Genomic DNA, 17333 nt, shown 5'->3' on the forward strand with positions numbered 1-17333 from the left:
GCATTTCCTCAAGAGCGTGCCGGCGGCAGGCTTTTGCCGATGTCACCTTCCAGCAGATGCTGGAACGGCCTCGGCTCGAGCTTGCCCGGAGCGGCATAAGGGTTCGAAAAGGCGAAGATAAAGAAAAGAATGACGCCGGAATAGGCCCCGAACAGCGACATCAGCGCAAGATGCGCCCGCGTCGGCCGATAGACGTAGAAAGCGGCAGCCACCAAAGCTAGACCGATCAGGGCAGGTCCCCAGAAAAGGCCCGCGAACCGGCTGACGCTCGTCTCCTCGCGAAGCTGGCGAAACCGCGCCACCGCTGTGATCCTGTCCCTCATGCGTTGGCTGAGAAAACGTTCCCGATCCGTCGTCGGCTGAAGGTTGAGAAGCCGGTCATAGACATCTTCCCACATCTGCCAGGCCTTCGGTGAAAGCCCTGCGTGATTGCCGAGCAACCGCCATTCCTCGTCGACGACAATTGTCAGGTATGTCGCCAGCCCCTGCTGTACCGGCAGGATGATTTCCCCGCCATAACGCCGGGCATCGTTGTAGACGTCCGATATGGCGATCGACTCGTCTGTCAGCACCGAGCGCACACCCTTGTAGTCATCGAGTTCCTGCGCATACACCAGACCGAGGATAAGGCCGTGGAGCGTGGCGATGCGCACCGCGACATTGGCCGCCACGTCATGGGTTCGATCACCCTCGCCACCAGGCTGCAGCAACTGGCGGGCAATGAAATAGCTGACCAGCACCAGCGCAATCGATGCCGATACGAAGAACAGACCGACCAGACCGGAATAGGCGAAATCAGGCAATCCAAAATCGGCCAATACGGGCCCCTCCGGAACCACGCGCCTGAAGACGCTCAGCGCAACATTGGCCAGAGGCTCGCGACAAGCAAGAGCGCCATTGTGATGTTAAACCACTTCAGCCGCACCGGCACCGAAAGCCATTCGCGCAAGGCCGAGCCGAAACCGGCCCAGGTGGAAACGCTCGGCACGTTGACCAGCGCGAAAGCCAATCCGACCATCAGCACCGTGAAGAGGTAATAGTCCGGATTGGTGTAGGTCGCCATCGCCGTCACCGCCATCACCCAGGCCTTCGGGTTGACCCATTGGAAAGCTGCTGCCGAGAGGAATGTCATCGGCTGCGCGCCGGTCTTGCCGTCGGAAAGGCTGCGCGACGTGCCGATCTTCCAGGCGATCCATACGAGATAGGCACCGCCGGCGAATTTCAGGATCGTGTAGACCAATGGCACCGTATGAAGCAGCGCGCCAAGCCCGAAACCGACGGCGAGCAGCAGCGTGAAGAAACCGACGCCGATGCCAAGCATATGCGGAATGGTGCGGGTAAAGCCGAAATTCACGCCCGATGCGAAGAGCATCATGTTGTTCGGCCCCGGCGTGATCGAGGTCGTGAAGGCAAACAGGATGAGAGCCAGAAATGTTTCCAGCGGCATGAAATCTCCCAGAATGCCAAATTGTCCCATATGCCGTCTCTTATGGCGGACGGCCTGTGTCTCCGTGATAGGATCGTTGTGGATGATCTTCAAGCGGAACTTGGAACCTGCGGCAAAAGCCATATCTGTTTACGACATGTCCGCTCCCATGCCACGCGCGAGGTCAATATGCCCGAAATCCCAACCGTCATGCTGCCCTCCGGCATTTCCGTTCCGGCCCTCGGCCTCGGCACCTGGAACATGGGCGAGGATGCCCGCAAGGCGGCGATTGAAATCGAGAGCCTGAAGCGTGGCCTCGATCTCGGCATGACGCTGATCGACACGGCGGAAATGTATGGCGAAGGCGGCGCCGAAAAAGTCACCGGCCAGGCGATCGCCGGCCGCCGCGACGAGGTGTTTCTCGTCAGCAAGGTCTATCCCTGGAATGCCTACCGCAAGGGCGTCATCGAAGCCTGCGAGCGCAGCCTTGGCCGGCTAAAGACCGATCGCCTCGACCTCTACCTTCTCCACTGGCGTGGTGAGCATCCATTGGCGGAAACCGTCGCCGGCTTCGAAGAACTGCGAAAGGCCGGCAAGATCGGCGCCTGGGGCGTCTCGAACTTCGACCTCGACGACATGGAAGAGCTGATGCGGGTGCCGGATGGAGAAAACTGCGCCGCCAACCAGGTCCTCTACAATCTCTCCCGCCGCGGCATCGAATACGATCTCCTGCCCTGGTGCCAGGAGCAAAACATCCCCATCATGGCCTATTCGCCGATCGAACAGGGCCGTATCCTGCGAAATGGCGAACTGATCCGCATCGCCAAGGCTTATCAGGCGACGCCAGCGCAGGTCGCCCTTGCCTTCCTGCTGGAACGCGACGGCGTCATCGCCATCCCGAAATCTGCCAGCCCGGACCGCACCGCGGAAAATGCAGCGGCAGTCGAACTCGACCTGAGCGACGAGGACCTGTCCGCCCTCGATATCGCCTTCCCGCCGCCGGAGCGTAAGCGTTCACTGGAAATGCTTTAGTCGATATCGAGTGCGTGTCGCTCGGCGGCCAGCGTCTCGATCGCCTTGAACACATCGATCTCCTGCCAGTCCGTCGTATCGCGATAAGACGGGTAGAGCGAGAAAGCCGCGGCGACGAGTTGATCGCAGCTTGGCCGAGCCTGGCGGCGCGTCAACATCGCTTTCGAAGCCACGCCAAGCCGGTCTTCGGTGAGTCCCCAGCCGGAATAGAAGGGCGCTCCGTAGCAGCGCACCGGAATGCCGCGCAGCATAGCATCGAGGCCGAACTGGCTGGATACCGTCCAGACCTCGTCGATGACCGACAGAACGGAATCGACGGAGACGGCATCCGACATCAGGATGACGCCTGGCGTCTGCGCCGCTCTTTCGGTGAGGTATCCCTTGCGAAAGCCGGCCATGACATCCGGATGGGTGCGCACCACACATTGCGCGCCGCTCGCCACCGCATCCTCGAGCATCCGCGAAAAGCTTTCCTCGGAACCGCCGGACATCGGTACGGACACATCGCCGAACACCTGGTCGATCAACAGGACGCGCCGGCGTGTCGTCGGTTCAAGTTTTGGCTCGCGATGCGGCAGGTTGTTGTATTTGGACAGCTTTTCGCGCACCAGCGCGTCACGGATATCGGCACCAAGTGCGACTATATCCATCTTGGCCGAGGCCGCGATCAAGCGCTCCAGTCGCGTTTCCCGCGAAGCATTCACCGGCATGCCGAGATCGTCAGCCTGAATGGAAATCGGCAAGGTATTTTCCTTGCCGAGCCCCACCGAACGAAGAAACCCATCCTCCAGAAACCAGGAACGCACCCCCCGCAACGTTGCGATCATCCGCGCAGTTTTGGCGGGAATGCGCCCGCCCCACAGGATGATACCCCGAATGCCTGGCGAAAACGTAGTCTCTAGTTTTTCGATACCAAAATGGTGGCACAGCCAGGGCTGGGACTGACGGACATAGAATGTGGCGCCCAGACGAGCGCCACGGGGCGGAAACCAGTCCTTCTGCAACACCGGCTCCCCTCTAAAGTCCTACATGCCCTGCGGGCCGCGGTTCATCGCGGCAATACCGGTGCGGCAGACTTCAATCAAGCCGAGCGGCTTCATGATCGCCACGAACTGGTCGATCTTGGAGGACTTGCCGGTGATTTCCAGGATGAAATGCTCGACCGTCGCATCGACGACCTTGGCGTGGAAGGCGTCGGCCAGACGCAGCGTCTCGGCGCGGCGGTCGCCGGTACCGACGACCTTTACTAGGGCGACCTCACGTTCGATCGGGCGTTCCTGGCCGAGATCCTTGGCACGAACCGAAAGATCGACGACACGATGCACCGGCACGATGCGCTCCAGCTGCGCCTTGATCTGCTCCAGCACGGTCGGCGTGCCGCGGGTGACGATCGTGATGCGGGATAGGTGAGCTTCGTGTTCCGTTTCCGAGACCGTCAGGCTTTCGATATTGTAGCCGCGGCCGGAGAACAGGCCGATGACGCGGGCGAGAACGCCCGGTTCATTGGCGACGAGAACCGAAAGCGTATGGCTTTCTGCCTTGGCCGTTTCCGGAGCGATGAAATAGGCCGAGCCGGTCGGCTGCTGATGCGCATTCATGGGTTTGGGTCCGTTTCCTCAGAATTCTGTTTAAAAGGAGCAGCCCGTCTCAGACGAGCTGACGGCCCTTCGCGTCGATGGCATTGGCAACCGCTTCGTCGGTCGCTTCGTCCGGCAGCAGCATCTCGTTATGCGCCTTGCCCGACGGGATCATCGGGAAGCAGTTGGCGAGGTTGGCGACACGGCAATCGAAGATGACCGGGCGCTTCACCGCGATCATTTCCTCGATCTTGCCATCCAGCTCCTTCGGATCGTCGCAATACAGGCCGACCGCGCCATAGGCTTCCGCCAGCTTGACGAAGTCAGGCATGGCTTCCGTATAGGAATTCGACAGGCGGTTGCCGTGCAGCAGCTGCTGCCACTGGCGGACCATGCCCATATACTGGTTGTTGAGGATGAAGATCTTGACCGGCAGGTTATGCTGGATGGCGCAGGACATTTCCTGGATGCACATCTGGATCGAAGCATCGCCCGCAACGTCGATAACGAGGGCGTCCGGATGCGCCACCTGCACGCCGATCGCCGCCGGGAAGCCGTAACCCATCGTGCCGAGGCCACCCGACGTCATCCAGCGGTTCGGCTCTTCGAAATCGAGGAACTGCGCGGCCCACATCTGGTGCTGGCCGACTTCGGTGGTGATGTAGGTATTGTGGCCCTTGGTCAACTCGTGCAGACGCTGCAGCGCGTATTGCGGCATGATGACGTCGTTGGAGTTCTTGTAGGAGAACGACTTGCGGGCGCGCCAGCGGGCGATGTTCTGCCACCATTCCTCGGTCTGTGTCTTGGCGGGCTTTGCCGGCAGCGCACGCCACAGGCGAACCATGTCGGACAGGACCTTGGCGACATCGCCGACGATCGGGATATCGACATGCACGTTCTTGTTGATCGACGACGGATCGATATCGATATGGACCTTGCGGGAGTTCGGCGAAAACGCATTGAGGCGGCCGGTAATACGGTCGTCGAAACGGGCGCCGACGCAGATCATCACGTCGCAATCATGCATCGCTATATTGGCTTCGTAGGAACCGTGCATGCCCAGCATGCCGAGCCAGTTCTTGCCGGATGCCGGATAGGCGCCGAGGCCCATCAGCGTCGAGGTGATCGGGAAGTCGGTCAGTTCCACCAGTTCGCGCAGCAGCCGCGAGGCTTCCGGACCGGAATTGATGACGCCGCCGCCGGTATAGAGGATCGGCCTGCGGGCAGACGCCATCAGCTCGACAGCCGCCTGGATGGCATTGATATCGCCCTGCACTTTCGGCTGGTAGCTGACATTGGCAACGGTTTCCGGCTTCGGCGTATAGGTGCCGGTGGCGAACTGGATGTCCTTCGGAACGTCGACGACGACCGGACCCGGACGGCCGGTCTGGGCGATACGGAACGCTTCGTGGATGATGCCGGCCAGCTCGTTGACGTCCTTCACCAGCCAGTTGTGCTTGGTGCAGGGCCGGGTAATGCCGACCGTGTCGCATTCCTGGAACGCGTCGGAGCCGATCAGCGACGTCGGAACCTGACCGGAAATGCAGACGAGCGGAACCGAATCCATCAGCGCGTCCTGCAGCGGGGTGACGGCATTCGTCGCGCCCGGGCCGGACGTTACCAGCATGACGCCGACCTTGCCGGTCGAGCGGGCATAACCTTCGGCCGCATGGCCGGCACCCTGCTCATGGCGCACGAGAATGTGCTGGATATCTTCCTGTTGGAAGATCTCGTCATAGATCGGCAGAACCGCGCCGCCGGGATACCCGAAGATATGCTCGACGCCGTTATCCTTCAGTGCCTTGAGGACGATCTCTGCGCCAGTCATTCGATTGCTGTCTGGCTGTTGGTTGCTGCTGTCCGTCATAGTTCTGGTCCATTCGCTGCTGGATTTTTGACCGGCGGCTCCTCCGAGCCGGTTTGAAGGCATAAAAAAAGGCCCCTTGAGGAGCCTGTCTTTCCGCGCATGGGTGGCTGTCGCCGGACGGTTACACCGTCCTGCCCATGCGCGTTCCCACCACAATAAGAGCGATCGAAATTTTCATGGGTCGGAGTGTTAGCCAGATAAATGTCATTCGTCAACGCGCCCTGCCCCAAAAAACGTCATCCCTCTGATTTTGCTGCATTCAGGCAGCCTGATAAAGGCGTCCCTCCTACACCAGTTGTTAAGCCCCGGTGCATATAGTCTCATCATTTGGTGGGTAGCGACCCGACGGATGAGCCCTATGACCCGATCCGCCACCCCGATGACAGGGGCCTGATGTTTGTTGAATAATGATCTCCACCGTTCAGTGTCCGCCGGAGAGCAGGACCGTCGCGACCTTTACAAGCCGGGAAACCGCAACCTTGGCCGCGTCATCGCCTGCAATGGTTCGCATGCGACGATTTCGGCCGTCGCGGAAAATGGAGAAACCGATCTCACGGAACTCTGGTCCGTCGGCCGCTTGATCTCGATCACCGTCGATGAAAACCGTGTGGTAGCGCTGGCTTACGCCATGAAGACGGGTGAAAAAGGCTGGGACGAAGGCCAGGACACCACGTTTCATATCGAAGTCGAACTGCTCGGCGAAGTCCGCAAGGGCCAGGATGGCCGTGACGAATTCTCCCGCGGCATCTCGCGTTATCCCTATCTCGGCGCTATCGCCCACCGCATCCGCGCCGCCGATCTGCTGCGCATCTACGATACCGGCAAGAGCGATACCTGCGTGGTCGGCAAGCTCACCCAGGACGAAACGATCGATGCGACGATCCATATTCCGTCGATGCTCTCCAAACATTTCGCCATCGTCGGCTCGACCGGCGTCGGCAAATCGACGGCCGTCTCGCTGCTGCTGCACAAGGCTATCGAATCGGATCCGAAACTTCGCGTCCTGATTCTCGATCCGCACAACGAATTTGCCGCCGCCTTTCCGGACCACGCGGTCGTCATCGACACGGATACGCTCGACCTGCCCTTTTGGCTGATGCGGCTCGAAGAATTTTCGGAAGTCGTGTTCCGCGGCCGTCCTGCGGTGGCCGAAGAACTAGACATCCTGCGCGATGTGATCCCGGAAGCCAAACGCGCCTTCCGCGGCAGCGACTCTTCGCTGATGCGCCGCGCGACGGAAAAGAGTTCGATCACCGCCGATACGCCGGTGCCCTATCGCATGGCCGATCTTCTGGCGCTGATCGACGAGCGCATCGGCCGCCTGGAAGGCCGCAGCGACAAACCGTTCCTGCGCTCCTTGAAGATGCGCATCATGTCGGCGATCAACGACCCGCGCTATCATTTCATGTTCTCCAACAACACGATCAACGACACGATCATGGAGACGATCGCCTATATCTTCCGCATTCCGGGCGGCGACCGGCCGATCTCGACCTTCCAGCTCGCCGGCATCCCATCCGAGGTGGTCAACTCGGTCGCCTCGATCCTCTGCCGCATGGCTTTCGAACTGGCGCTCTGGAGCAATGGCGGCATCCATATGCTGGTCGTCTGCGAAGAGGCGCACCGTTATGTGCCCGCCGACCGCGATCTCGGTTTCTTCCCGACCCGCCAGGCGATCTCGCGTATCGCCAAGGAAGGCCGCAAATACGGCGTCTCGCTCGGCGTCATCACCCAGCGCCCCGGCGAACTCGACCAGACGATTCTCTCGCAGTGCTCGACGCTGTTCGCCATGCGTCTTTCCAACGACCGCGACCAGGAAATCATCAAGTCGGCCATTCCGAACTCGTCGATCTCCACCACGAGTTTCCTCTCCTCGATCGGCAATGGTGAGGCGATCGCCTTCGGCGAAGCGATTGCAGTGCCGATGCGCATGAAATTCGCCCGCGTCGAAAAACGCTATCTCCCGATGGCCAATGGCGTGGTCGACAAGGGAACCGAGGAAACACCCGATACGGTCGATCTGCGCACCATAGTGGCCCGCATGCGCGCCGTCAGCGGCCCGGATATCTCCGCCTTCCAGCAAAGCTACGGCACCGCGAATCCGGCCTTTGTCGAAAACGCACCCGAAGCCGAGGAGATGGATGACGACTTCCCTCCGGCAAACGATGCGGAAATGGAACGCTGGAGCCAGGAGCTGCGCACCACCGGCCATGTCTCCTTGAGCTCGGCCGCGACGCCGCCGCTGGCTCAGACCCAGCCGTCCTACGCGCAACCTGCACCGGCCCGGCCGACCCAGCCGGAGCCCTATCGCCCCGATATGCTGCCCCGCACCTCGGCTCCCGAACCGGCAGCGGCACCCCGCCCGGATCGTTTCGCCGATCTTCGCCGCGAACGCTCCATCGACAATCCGCCGCCGACGTTCCAGCGCCCCGCGCCGCCTGCAGACAATGCGCCGCGGCCCAATCCGCTGCTGCGCCGCGAAGGATCGCTGCGTGAAAGCCTGCTCAAGAAGCCGCTCAGCAGCCTTTACGACAAGGATTGAGTGTCATTGCGCTTTCTTGACTGATGCGGCGATAACCCCAAGATGTCGCTCGATCATGACGAGCAAAGCAATCGTGCCGCACACAAGTGCCGCAACGATCAATCCCACGACCCCACCCAAAATGGCCCCCGCCAAGGATGACCCGCCTTGCGCAGAAACCATTTCGGTTCCTGAAAAGGTCGCCAGCGCGATAATGATGATTGCAACGACCGCGTTGATCGAAGCCAAGGTTTTCGCCAGAAAATTATTCATGGAGACTCCCCAACCACCGGATACAGCCCTGAGAGCGATATGCGATTCGCAGGCTTAAATCCCTGATTGTGGGCCTTGAAGCGCCAGGGGCTAGATGCGCTCCCAGCTCTCATCCATCTGATTGCGGAACCAGGTCATCTGCCGCTTGGCATATTGCCGCGTCAGCGCAGAGCCGCGTTCGATGACGTCTTCACGGCTCATGCGGCCTTCGCGCATCTCGGCGATCTGCACGACGCCGATCGCCTTCATGACCGGCACATCGGGAGAGGGGTTAAGCGCCATAAGCGCCCTCACCTCGTCGATCGCGCCGCTCTCCAGCATCTTCTCGAACCGGCTGTCGATCCGCTGATGCAGCACTTTGCGATCCGGCAGCACGACCAGCTTTCTCGCCCGCTGCGGATCGATCACCATCGGCCCCTGCCGGCCTTGAAACTCGGCGATCGAGCGCCCCGTCTCTTCAAGCACTTCCAGCGCCCGGACGATGCGCTGCCCATCCTTGGGCTCGAGGCTCGCGGCCACGGCGCCATCCCGACGGGCAAGTTCCGCATGAAGCGTTTCGGCGCCCTCCTCCTTAAGACGCAGCCGTACACTGCAACGAATGTCCTGCGAGATTTCCGGCATGTCTGAAAGCCCGCCGGTCAGCGCCTTGAAATAAAGCCCCGTGCCGCCGACAAAGACCGGCAGACGCCCCTCGGCCCTCAGCCGGCCAAGCACGTCATGCACGTCGCGAAGCCATTCGCCGGTCGAATAGGCGCGCGTTGCCGGCACATGGCCGTAGAGCAGGTGCGGCACGCCTTCCATCTCGTCTTCGGCCGGCCGCGCGGTCAGCACCCGCAACGTGTCATAAACCTGCATGCTGTCGGCATTGATCACCACGCCGTTGGCTTCCCGCGCCAGACGCACGGCAAGCGCCGACTTGCCGCTGGCCGTCGGCCCGGTTATCAGGATCGCATCGATAGTTTCCACAAGGTCGGTCTTCATATGGCTTTCGTTGCCACGCTCATTGCCCATCCGTCAAACCCTGTTCTCAACACAAAGCTTGGCGAACAATCGGCCGAGGCGGTGAAGGCCTCCGGCCTCTACTGGCTGGCGGACGGCATTGCATGCGATCTGGCGCTGCGCGACGGTGCGGATCCGCTCGCGGCGGAAGCGACCCTGCGCTCTTTGATCGCCGGCGCCCCGGTCGATGTCGTGGTCCAGGAGGTCGAAAACCGCCGCAAGAAATTCCTGATCGCCGACATGGATTCGACCATGATCGGTCAGGAATGCATCGACGAACTCGCCGATGTCGTCGGCCTGAAGGACAAAGTCTCGGCGATCACCGCCCGCGCCATGAACGGCGAGATCGCCTTCGAACCCGCCTTGCGAGAACGCGTTGCCCTCTTGAAGGGCCTGCCGATCACCGTCGTCGACGACGTCATCGCCCAGCGCATCACGCTCACTTCCGGCGGCCCGGAACTGATCGCCACGATGAAGGCCAAAGGCTTCTACAGCGCCCTCGTCTCCGGCGGTTTCACGGTCTTTACGAGCCGCATTGCTGCAACCCTGGGCTTTGACGAAAACCGCGCCAACATCCTGATCGAAAAAGACGGCATTCTGACCGGCGAAGTGGCCGAACCGATCCTCGGCAAGCAGGCCAAGGTGGACGCTCTGGAAGAGATCGCCGCAAGGCTCGGCATCGCGCCCGCCGATACGATTGCCGTAGGTGACGGCGCCAACGATCTCGGCATGCTCGGCATCGCCGGTTCCGGCGTCGCCCTGCACGCCAAGCCGACGGTTGCCGCCGAGGCCAAGATCCGCATCGATCACGGGGATCTGACGGCGTTGCTGTATATCCAGGGGTATCGGAAAACAGATTTTGTGGCGGCTTGAGTGAGGCCATTGCAGATTACAAATCTGTATGTACAATTGAGGCGCCATCCGTGCAATTCGAATGGGACGACGAGAAAGCCAGACTGAACAAGGCAAAGCACGGCGTCTCTTTTGAATTTGCCCGCAACATTTGGAATGACCCGCTGCATATGGTCATCCCCGACACCGTCCACGATGGAGAACAACGCTGGTTGGCCATAGGTTCAGTCAGTACATATCCGTTCTTGTGGCCGCCCATGCCTATCGCGGCAAGGACGGCAGTGAGATCATTCGGATCATCAGCGCCCGGCGGGCAACGCCCCATGAGAGAAAGCGTTATGAGCAGGAAAATTCTTAGCGAAGCGGACCGTCTGGAGCTTGCGGAATTGGAAGCGCGAGCCGATCAGCCTATCGACACCAGCGATATTCCCGAGATTACCGAAGAGCAGTGGCGGCTTGCTCAGCGCGGCAACCTCTATAGACCGATCAAGAAGTCGGTAACGATACGCTTGGATGCCGACGTAGTGGAATGGTTCAAGACGCATGCCTCCGCCGGCTACCAGACGGAAATCAACAGTGTCCTTCGACGCCACGTGACTCGGCAAGACAAGAAATCTGCCTGATATCGAGCGGCCCAAATGACCGAGCCAGCCATCATCCTCGAAACCGAACGCCTGCGCCTTCGCACCTGGCTGGACGGCGACCGTAATCTCTTTCGCGAGATCAATGCGGATCAGAAGGTGATGGAGTTCTTTCCCTTTCGCCGTTCTTATGCGGAGGCCGATGCGCTGATGGCGAAGGTGAACGAAAACATCACCGATACGGGTCTCGGCTTCTATTGCATGGAACTCAAGGCGACACAGGAACCCATGGGCTTCTGCGGCCTATCCTATGCCAATATGCCGGACATCTTCCCGCCCGAGGTTGTGGAGATCGGCTGGCGCCTCGCCACCCGTTTCTGGGGCAATGGCTATGTGACGGAGGCCGCCCATGCGCTGCTCGACTTCGCCTTCGATGAAAGGCAGCTTGAGGCCGTTGTGTCCTTCGCGGTGGCGGAGAATCATCGTTCGACCGCAGTCATGAAGCGGCTTGGCCTTCACCGCATCGCGGACATGGATTTCGACCATCCCCGGGTGCCGGACACCCATCCGCACTTGAAGCCACATGTGGTCTACGCGGTGACGCGGGATGAATGGCTGGCGCAGCAGCAGGCCGCTTTCAGCTGAAACGCAAATCGCCCGCAAGCCTTTGGCTTACGGGCGATCCGGATCTCTCTAAATCGACCCGGACTATTCCAGCGGCAGCGCGATGAAGCGCAAGTTGCCGGAGGCGTCCGACACCATGACATGCGCATTGCGACGTCCTTCGGACTTCAGCATGTTGATGCGCTTGGAAACGTCGGCCGGGTTCTCAACGAAATCCTGAGCCACTTCGACGATCACTTCACCGACCTTCAAGCCCTTCTGGGCTGCCGGCGAGTTCGGTTCGATCGCCGTCACCACCACGCCTTCGACGCTCTCTACGATGCTGAAGCTCTTACGGCGGGCTTCGTCGAGCGGCGCCAGCGTCATGCCGAACAGGGTGGACGGCTCCTGAGCGTTCTGGCCCTTCTGGTCTGCCGGCGGCTTGGCCTGGGGCATGGGCTGGTTATTGCCCTGCTGTCCCTGCGGCGGCTGGGCCGGCTTGTCCTTGTCGTCATCCTCGGCTTCCGCCGCCGTGTCTTCCAGACGGCCGAGCGTGACCTGGACGGTCTGCTGCTTGCTGTCGCGCAGCACGACGACATCCACCGCCTTGCCGACCGGGCTTTCGGCGACGATACGCGGCAGGTCGCGCATTTCGTTGACCGGCTGGCCGTCGAACGTGAGGATCACGTCCCCGGACTTGATCTCGCCACTCTTGATCGGCCCGCCGCTGACGACGCCGGACACCAGCGCACCGCGCGGTTTGTCGAGGCCGAGGCTTGCCGCAACATCCTCAGTCACCGGCTGGATGCGCACGCCGAGCCAGCCGCGGCGGGTCTCGCCGAACTCGATCAGCTGGTGGACGATGTTTTCCGCAAGCTCCGTCGGCACCGCGAAACCGATGCCGATCGAACCGCCCGATGGCGAGATGATCGCGGTGTTGATGCCGATGACCTCGCCGCGCATGTTGAACAGCGGGCCGCCGGAATTGCCCTTGTTGATCGCCGCATCCGTCTGGATGAAGTTGTCATAGGGGCCGGCATTGATGTTGCGGCCGCGGGCCGAGATGATGCCCAGCGTCACCGAACCGCCGAGGCCGAACGGGTTGCCGATCGCCATCACCCAGTCGCCGATGCGCATCTGGCGCGAATTGCCAAACCGCACGGCTTTCAGCGGCGCCTTCGGCTCCACCTTCAGGACCGACAAGTCCGTCTTGGTATCGGTGCCGACCAGCTTCGCCTTCAGCTTGCTGCCGTTCGGGAAGATTACCTCGATATCGTCGGCGCCTTCGATGACGTGGTTGTTGGTGACCACATAACCGGCCGGATCGATGACGAAGCCCGAACCGAGCGACGAAACCTTCTGGTTGGAATTCTGGTTGCCCTGGCCGTCGAAGAAATCCTCGAAGAATTCCTGGAAGGGCGAACCTTCCTGGATCTGCGGCTGCGGGCCGGCGCCGGTATCCTTGACGCTCTGCGAGGTCGAAATGTTGACGACCGCATCGAGCAAGCCTTCCGCCAGATCGGCGATCGAGGCCGGGCCGGCAGCCATCATCGCCGGGCTGCGCGGCGGCGGATTGAGCGTCGGAGACGGGGTCGGCGGTGCGGGCAACATGGCGCCCGGAGCCGGGGGAGCGGCCGGATTGGCATTCTGGGTGGGTGCTGGCGGAGCCGGCGGCGCCGGGGTCTGGGCGAAGGCCTGCCCCGATCCAACCCAAGGACCGCCGAATGGGCCACCCAATATCGCTAGGGCGGCCGTCAGCGTGACGGTGCGCTTGAAGGTCGATCGAACCGAATGGGCCATCTGGCATCCTCGCTATTGGGCTTCCACATCGCCGCGCAGAGCAGGGCTCGCGCGCGGCGTGTCATAGGACCCTTTGAATCGGGCGGAGTTTCGGCAAAGCATAAGGCGGAATGAGGTCGGGGGAAATTACCTTTTCGTGAGGAATTATCCGCCTGCCCGCATACCCTGTGGAAGGTTTTGAACGAAAGAGGGCGGCTCGCGCCGCCCTCGCCTGTCCGGGTCAGTTATTGGCCGGCGCAGTCGGCTGGGCCGGTGAGGCCGGAACCGAACCTGGAGCTGCCGAGCCCGGAACTGTCGAACGGGGAGCTGCCGGCGGAACCGGTGCCAGCGGCGTGCCGCCCGACGAGTTGAAGAACCGGAAGAACTCCGAATCCGGCGACAGCACCATGGTGGTGTTCGCATCGGCCATTGAGGCGACATAGGCGCGCATCGAGCGATAGAACTCGAAGAAGGCCGGGTCGCGCTGGAAGGCTTCGCCGAAGATCTTGTTGCGTTCCGCGTCGCCCTGACCGCGCATGATTTCCGAATCGCGCTGCGCTTCCGACTGCAGTTCGACGACCTGACGGTCGGCGATGGCGCGGCGGCGCTGGCCCTGTTCGTTACCACGGGCGCGGATCAGTTCGGCTTCCGCAAGACGCTCGGCCTTCATGCGCTGGAAGGTCTGCTGCGAGACTTCCTGCGTCAGATCGGTGCGGCGGATGCGGACGTCGCGGATCGACAGACCGAGGGTCTCGGCTGCAGTGTTGAGGTCGGCACGGACCTCCTGCATCATCGCGACACGCTCGTTCGACAGAGCCGCATCGAAGTTCCGCAGACCGTAGACGCGGCGAAGCGCTGCGTCGAGACGGGTGCTGAGACGCGATTCGGCGGATGCGCGATCGCCCGAAACCGTTTCGCGGAAGATGCGCGGATCGTTGATCGAATAGACCACGAAAGCGTCGACCTCATAAAAGGCGCCGCCGCGAACCTGGACGCGGATATTGTCGAGATCGAAGCGGAGCGCACGATCTTCGACATACTGGACGCGGTCGGCGTCCATGAAGGCGAAGGGCAGCTTGAAATAGATGCCCGGTTCGCGTTTGACGTCCTGGATCTGACCGAAACGGACGACGATCGCCTGTTCGCGTTCGTTGACCACGAAGACCGACGAATAGACCAGGAAGAAGATGACGGCGAGGCCGACAAGGAAGACCGGAAGACGAGTGGAGTTCATCGGTTGGCTCCCTGCTGGGTCGGCTGCGGCCGGACCATCTCGTTCAACGGCAGATAGGGAACCACGCCGTCCTTGCTGTCGATAATCACCTTGTGCGAGTTCTTCAGCACCGCTTCCATCGTTTCCAGGAAGATACGACGGCGCGTCACTTCGGGCGCATTGGCATATTCGTTGTAGATCGACACGAAGCGCTGCGCTTCACCGGTTGCCTCGTTGACGACACGATCCTTGTAGGCGGATGCCTCTTCGCGGATCTGAGCCGACTGACCACGCGCCTGACCAAGACGCTGGTTGGCGTACTGGTTGGCTTCTTCGACGAAGCGGTCCTCGTCCTGCTCGGCGCGCTGCACTTCTTCGAATGCGTCGGCGACTTCGCGCGGCGGGGCCGCATCTTCCACCGGCACGGCGTTGATCGATATGCCGGAACCGTAGGTGTCCATCGTGCCCTGAATGATATTGCGCACCTCGGTCGAGATGCCTTCGCGGTTATCGCGGAAGATATCCTGCGCCGGACGACGGCCGACCACTTCGCGCATGGCGCTTTCGGCAACCTGCTGCAGGGTCGCGGCCGGGCTTTCAAGATTGAAAAGATAGGCCTTCGGATCGGTGATGGTGAACAGAACCGAGAACTGCACGTTGACGATGTTCTGGTCGCCCGTCAGCATCCAGCCGGCATTCGACGAGGAATTGCGCGTCGCGCCGATATTCTGCTGCTGTTCGGTGACCTTGACGATCTCTACGGATTCCAGCGGCCAGAAATGGAAATGCAGGCCCGGCATGGAAATTTCGGCCTTCGGACGGCCGAAGCGCAGTTCGACGCCACGCTCGTCCGGCTGGACGGTATAGACCGACTGGAACGCCAGGAACGCGAGGACGACCAGAAGCACGATGACGAATGCACCACCGTTGAACCCGCCGGGCAAAACGCCGCGCAGCCGGTCCTGACTTCTCCTTATGATGTCCTCGAGATCGGGCGGGCCGCCGTTATTGCCGCCACCCCCGCCGCCGCGTGGGCGGTTCGGTCCCTGTCCCCAGGGTCCTTGATTATTACCGCCACCACCGCCGCCGCCCCAAGGGCCGCCGCCGCCACCATTCTGATTGCTCCAGGGCATCAAAACCTCTTTGTTCGTACCACTCCCATGCCGCGACTATGCCGTGTGACGGATGTCGCGCCATGCCGTTATAGGTATGCGGCGACCTGCTTTCAACGCAGGCTTGATAACTTCCAGGTCAACGCTCACGAAATGTTTCAGTTTGCCGCAGTCGGACGCGCGCTTCGGCGCATGTAAGTGGCGAAACGGGTGGCATAACTGTCTTTTTCGCCGGCCGGCACGGCAACCTCTTCGAACTTGTCGAACAAGGCCGGATCGATCGCCGGAAACACGGTGTCGCCGTCTGCAATGTCCGCATCCACATGGGTGATGCGCAACGTATCGGCGATCCCGATCGCCTCGGCATAGATCTGCCCGCCGCCGAGAACATAGATCTCGTCGCTGCCGAGTTCGGCGGCTCTCGTCCCGGCAATCACAATCGCCTCGTCGAGCGACGACGCCACATCGGCGCCGGGGTAGGAAAAATCCGGATTGCGGGTGACGATCACATGCGGCCTCCCAGGCAAAGGCCTGCCGCCGAAACTGTCGAACGTCTTGCGACCGACGATCACGGGCTTGCCCAGCGTCAGCGCCTTGAAGCGCTTCAGGTCGGTCGAGAGTTTCCACGGCATGTCGCCGTCACGGCCGATGACGCCATTGCGGGAGACTGCGGCGATGAGGGAAATGCGGACCTGGGTCAAACTGCTATCGGCGCCTTGATATGGGCGTCCGCCTCATAACCTTCGAGCGTGAAATCCTCGTATTTGAACGAGAAGATATCCTTCACGGCCGGATTGAGCTTCATCGTTGGCAAGGGCTTCGGCGTGCGGGTCATCTGCAGCTTGGCCTGCTCGAAATGGTCCGAATAGATATGCGTGTCGCCGAGCGTGTGGACGAAATCGCCGAGCTTCAGGCCGGTCACCTGCGCCACCATCATCGTCAGAAGCGCGTAGGAGGCGATATTGAAGGGCACGCCGAGGAAGACGTCCGCCGAGCGCTGGTAGAGCTGGCAGGAAAGCCTGCCGTCGGCGACATAGAACTGGAACAGGCAGTGGCAGGGCGGCAGTGCCATTTCATCGACTTCCGCCGGGTTCCAGGCGGAAACGATATGGCGGCGGGAGTTCGGATTGACCTTCAGCCCTTCGATCAGCTGGGCGATCTGGTCGATATGCCGACCGTCCGGTGCCGGCCAGGAGCGCCATTGCGAGCCATAGACCGGTCCGAGGTCGCCGTTCTCGTCGGCCCATTCATTCCAGATCGAAACGCCGTTTTCCGTCAGGTAGCGGATATTCGTCTCGCCCTTCAGAAACCACAGCAGTTCGTGGATGATCGATCTCAGATGCAGCTTTTTCGTCGTGAGGACCGGAAAGCCTTCGTTCAGGTCGAAACGCATCTGGTAGCCGAACACCGAACGCGTGCCCTTGCCGGTGCGGTCGCCACGGTCGAGGCCGGTATCCATCACATGCCGGAGAAGATCGAGATACTGTTTCATGGGTCA

The 17333-nt window shown here is 61.3% G+C and carries 17 protein-coding genes; 5 read left to right on the forward strand and 12 right to left on the reverse strand.

The genetic code is table 11. From position 1 onward, the window contains the following. Positions 1-8: 8 nt before the first annotated feature. Entirely contained in the window at positions 9-818 is an 810-nt protein-coding gene (locus KX729_RS14425; RefSeq protein ID WP_246617614.1) for a bestrophin-like domain, read from the reverse strand. 35 nt (positions 819-853) lie between these two features. Continuing rightward, the gene (locus KX729_RS14430) at positions 854-1447 is read right to left on the reverse strand and encodes a LysE family translocator (RefSeq protein ID WP_219743714.1); all 594 of its coding nucleotides are present in this window, start codon (positions 1445-1447) and stop codon (positions 854-856) included. Positions 1448-1615: 168 nt separating this feature from the next. On the opposite strand from KX729_RS14430, the gene KX729_RS14435 reads away from it, so the two are divergent. Beyond that, a complete protein-coding gene (locus KX729_RS14435) occupies positions 1616-2458 on the forward strand; it encodes an aldo/keto reductase (protein WP_219743179.1) in 843 nt (280 codons plus the stop codon). Here KX729_RS14435 and KX729_RS14440 read toward each other — a convergent pair. The 3 genes from KX729_RS14440 to KX729_RS14450 are packed head-to-tail and all read right to left on the reverse strand — an operon-like array spanning position 2455 to position 5902. Then, positions 2455-3465, reverse strand: a complete 1011-nt coding sequence (locus KX729_RS14440) for a capsular polysaccharide export protein, LipB/KpsS family (protein ID WP_312991027.1) — start codon at positions 3463-3465, stop codon at positions 2455-2457. The genes KX729_RS14435 and KX729_RS14440 overlap by 4 nt on opposite strands. 18 nt (positions 3466-3483) lie before the next feature. Then, on the reverse strand, positions 3484-4056 hold the full coding sequence (ilvN, locus tag KX729_RS14445) for an acetolactate synthase small subunit (RefSeq protein WP_219743181.1): 573 nt from the start codon (positions 4054-4056) through the stop codon (positions 3484-3486). 49 nt (positions 4057-4105) lie between these two features. Beyond that, positions 4106-5902, reverse strand: coding sequence for an acetolactate synthase 3 large subunit (locus KX729_RS14450; RefSeq protein ID WP_219743182.1), 1797 nt, complete (start codon positions 5900-5902; stop codon positions 4106-4108). Positions 5903-6299: 397 nt separating this feature from the next. On the opposite strand from KX729_RS14450, the gene KX729_RS14455 reads away from it, so the two are divergent. Further along, complete coding sequence (locus tag KX729_RS14455; RefSeq protein ID WP_219743183.1) at positions 6300-8444, forward strand: ATP-binding protein; 2145 nt, start codon at positions 6300-6302, stop codon at positions 8442-8444. 3 nt (positions 8445-8447) lie between these two features. On the opposite strand, the gene KX729_RS14460 is transcribed toward KX729_RS14455, so the two are convergent. Both KX729_RS14460 and miaA read right to left on the reverse strand, forming a co-directional pair. Continuing rightward, the gene (locus tag KX729_RS14460; protein ID WP_219743184.1) at positions 8448-8696 is read right to left on the reverse strand and encodes a hypothetical protein; all 249 of its coding nucleotides are present in this window, start codon (positions 8694-8696) and stop codon (positions 8448-8450) included. A gap of 90 nt (positions 8697-8786) precedes the next feature. Beyond that, on the reverse strand, positions 8787-9677 hold the full coding sequence (miaA, locus tag KX729_RS14465) for a tRNA (adenosine(37)-N6)-dimethylallyltransferase MiaA (RefSeq protein WP_219743185.1): 891 nt from the start codon (positions 9675-9677) through the stop codon (positions 8787-8789). Here miaA and serB point away from each other — a divergent pair, their 5' ends adjacent. The 3 genes from serB to KX729_RS14485 are packed head-to-tail and all read left to right on the forward strand — an operon-like array spanning position 9678 to position 11773. Beyond that, entirely contained in the window at positions 9678-10568 is an 891-nt protein-coding gene (serB, locus tag KX729_RS14470) for a phosphoserine phosphatase SerB (RefSeq protein WP_219743186.1), read from the forward strand. Between the two features lie 50 nt (positions 10569-10618). Then, on the forward strand, positions 10619-11170 hold the full coding sequence (locus KX729_RS33500) for a BrnA antitoxin family protein (protein WP_312991029.1): 552 nt from the start codon (positions 10619-10621) through the stop codon (positions 11168-11170). A gap of 15 nt (positions 11171-11185) precedes the next feature. Next, entirely contained in the window at positions 11186-11773 is a 588-nt protein-coding gene (locus tag KX729_RS14485; RefSeq protein WP_219743188.1) for a GNAT family N-acetyltransferase, read from the forward strand. Positions 11774-11836: 63 nt separating this feature from the next. On the opposite strand, the gene KX729_RS14490 is transcribed toward KX729_RS14485, so the two are convergent. From KX729_RS14490 to KX729_RS14510, 5 genes are all read right to left on the reverse strand, one after another. Next, complete coding sequence (locus KX729_RS14490) at positions 11837-13531, reverse strand: Do family serine endopeptidase (protein WP_219743189.1); 1695 nt, start codon at positions 13529-13531, stop codon at positions 11837-11839. A gap of 220 nt (positions 13532-13751) precedes the next feature. Next, positions 13752-14744: a protease modulator HflC gene (hflC, locus tag KX729_RS14495; RefSeq protein ID WP_219743190.1), complete on the reverse strand. Its 993-nt coding sequence runs from the start codon at positions 14742-14744 to the stop codon at positions 13752-13754. Next, positions 14741-15856 (reverse strand): FtsH protease activity modulator HflK, encoded by a 1116-nt coding sequence (gene hflK, locus KX729_RS14500; protein ID WP_219743191.1) that lies wholly within the window; start codon positions 15854-15856, stop codon positions 14741-14743. The genes hflC and hflK overlap by 4 nt, the downstream gene beginning before the upstream one ends. A gap of 137 nt (positions 15857-15993) precedes the next feature. Further along, positions 15994-16536 carry a dihydrofolate reductase gene (locus KX729_RS14505; RefSeq protein WP_219743192.1) on the reverse strand — a complete coding sequence of 181 codons (543 nt, stop codon included), beginning with the start codon at positions 16534-16536 and terminating at the stop codon, positions 15994-15996. After that, positions 16533-17327 carry a thymidylate synthase gene (locus KX729_RS14510; protein ID WP_219743193.1) on the reverse strand — a complete coding sequence of 265 codons (795 nt, stop codon included), beginning with the start codon at positions 17325-17327 and terminating at the stop codon, positions 16533-16535. Before KX729_RS14510 ends, KX729_RS14505 begins: the two co-directional genes overlap by 4 nt. Positions 17328-17333 lie beyond the last annotated feature (6 nt).

Origin of the sequence: Neorhizobium populisoli (assembly GCF_019430945.1) — a bacterium.
In the GTDB taxonomy this organism is placed as follows: Bacteria; Pseudomonadota; Alphaproteobacteria; order Rhizobiales; family Rhizobiaceae; genus Neorhizobium; species Neorhizobium populisoli.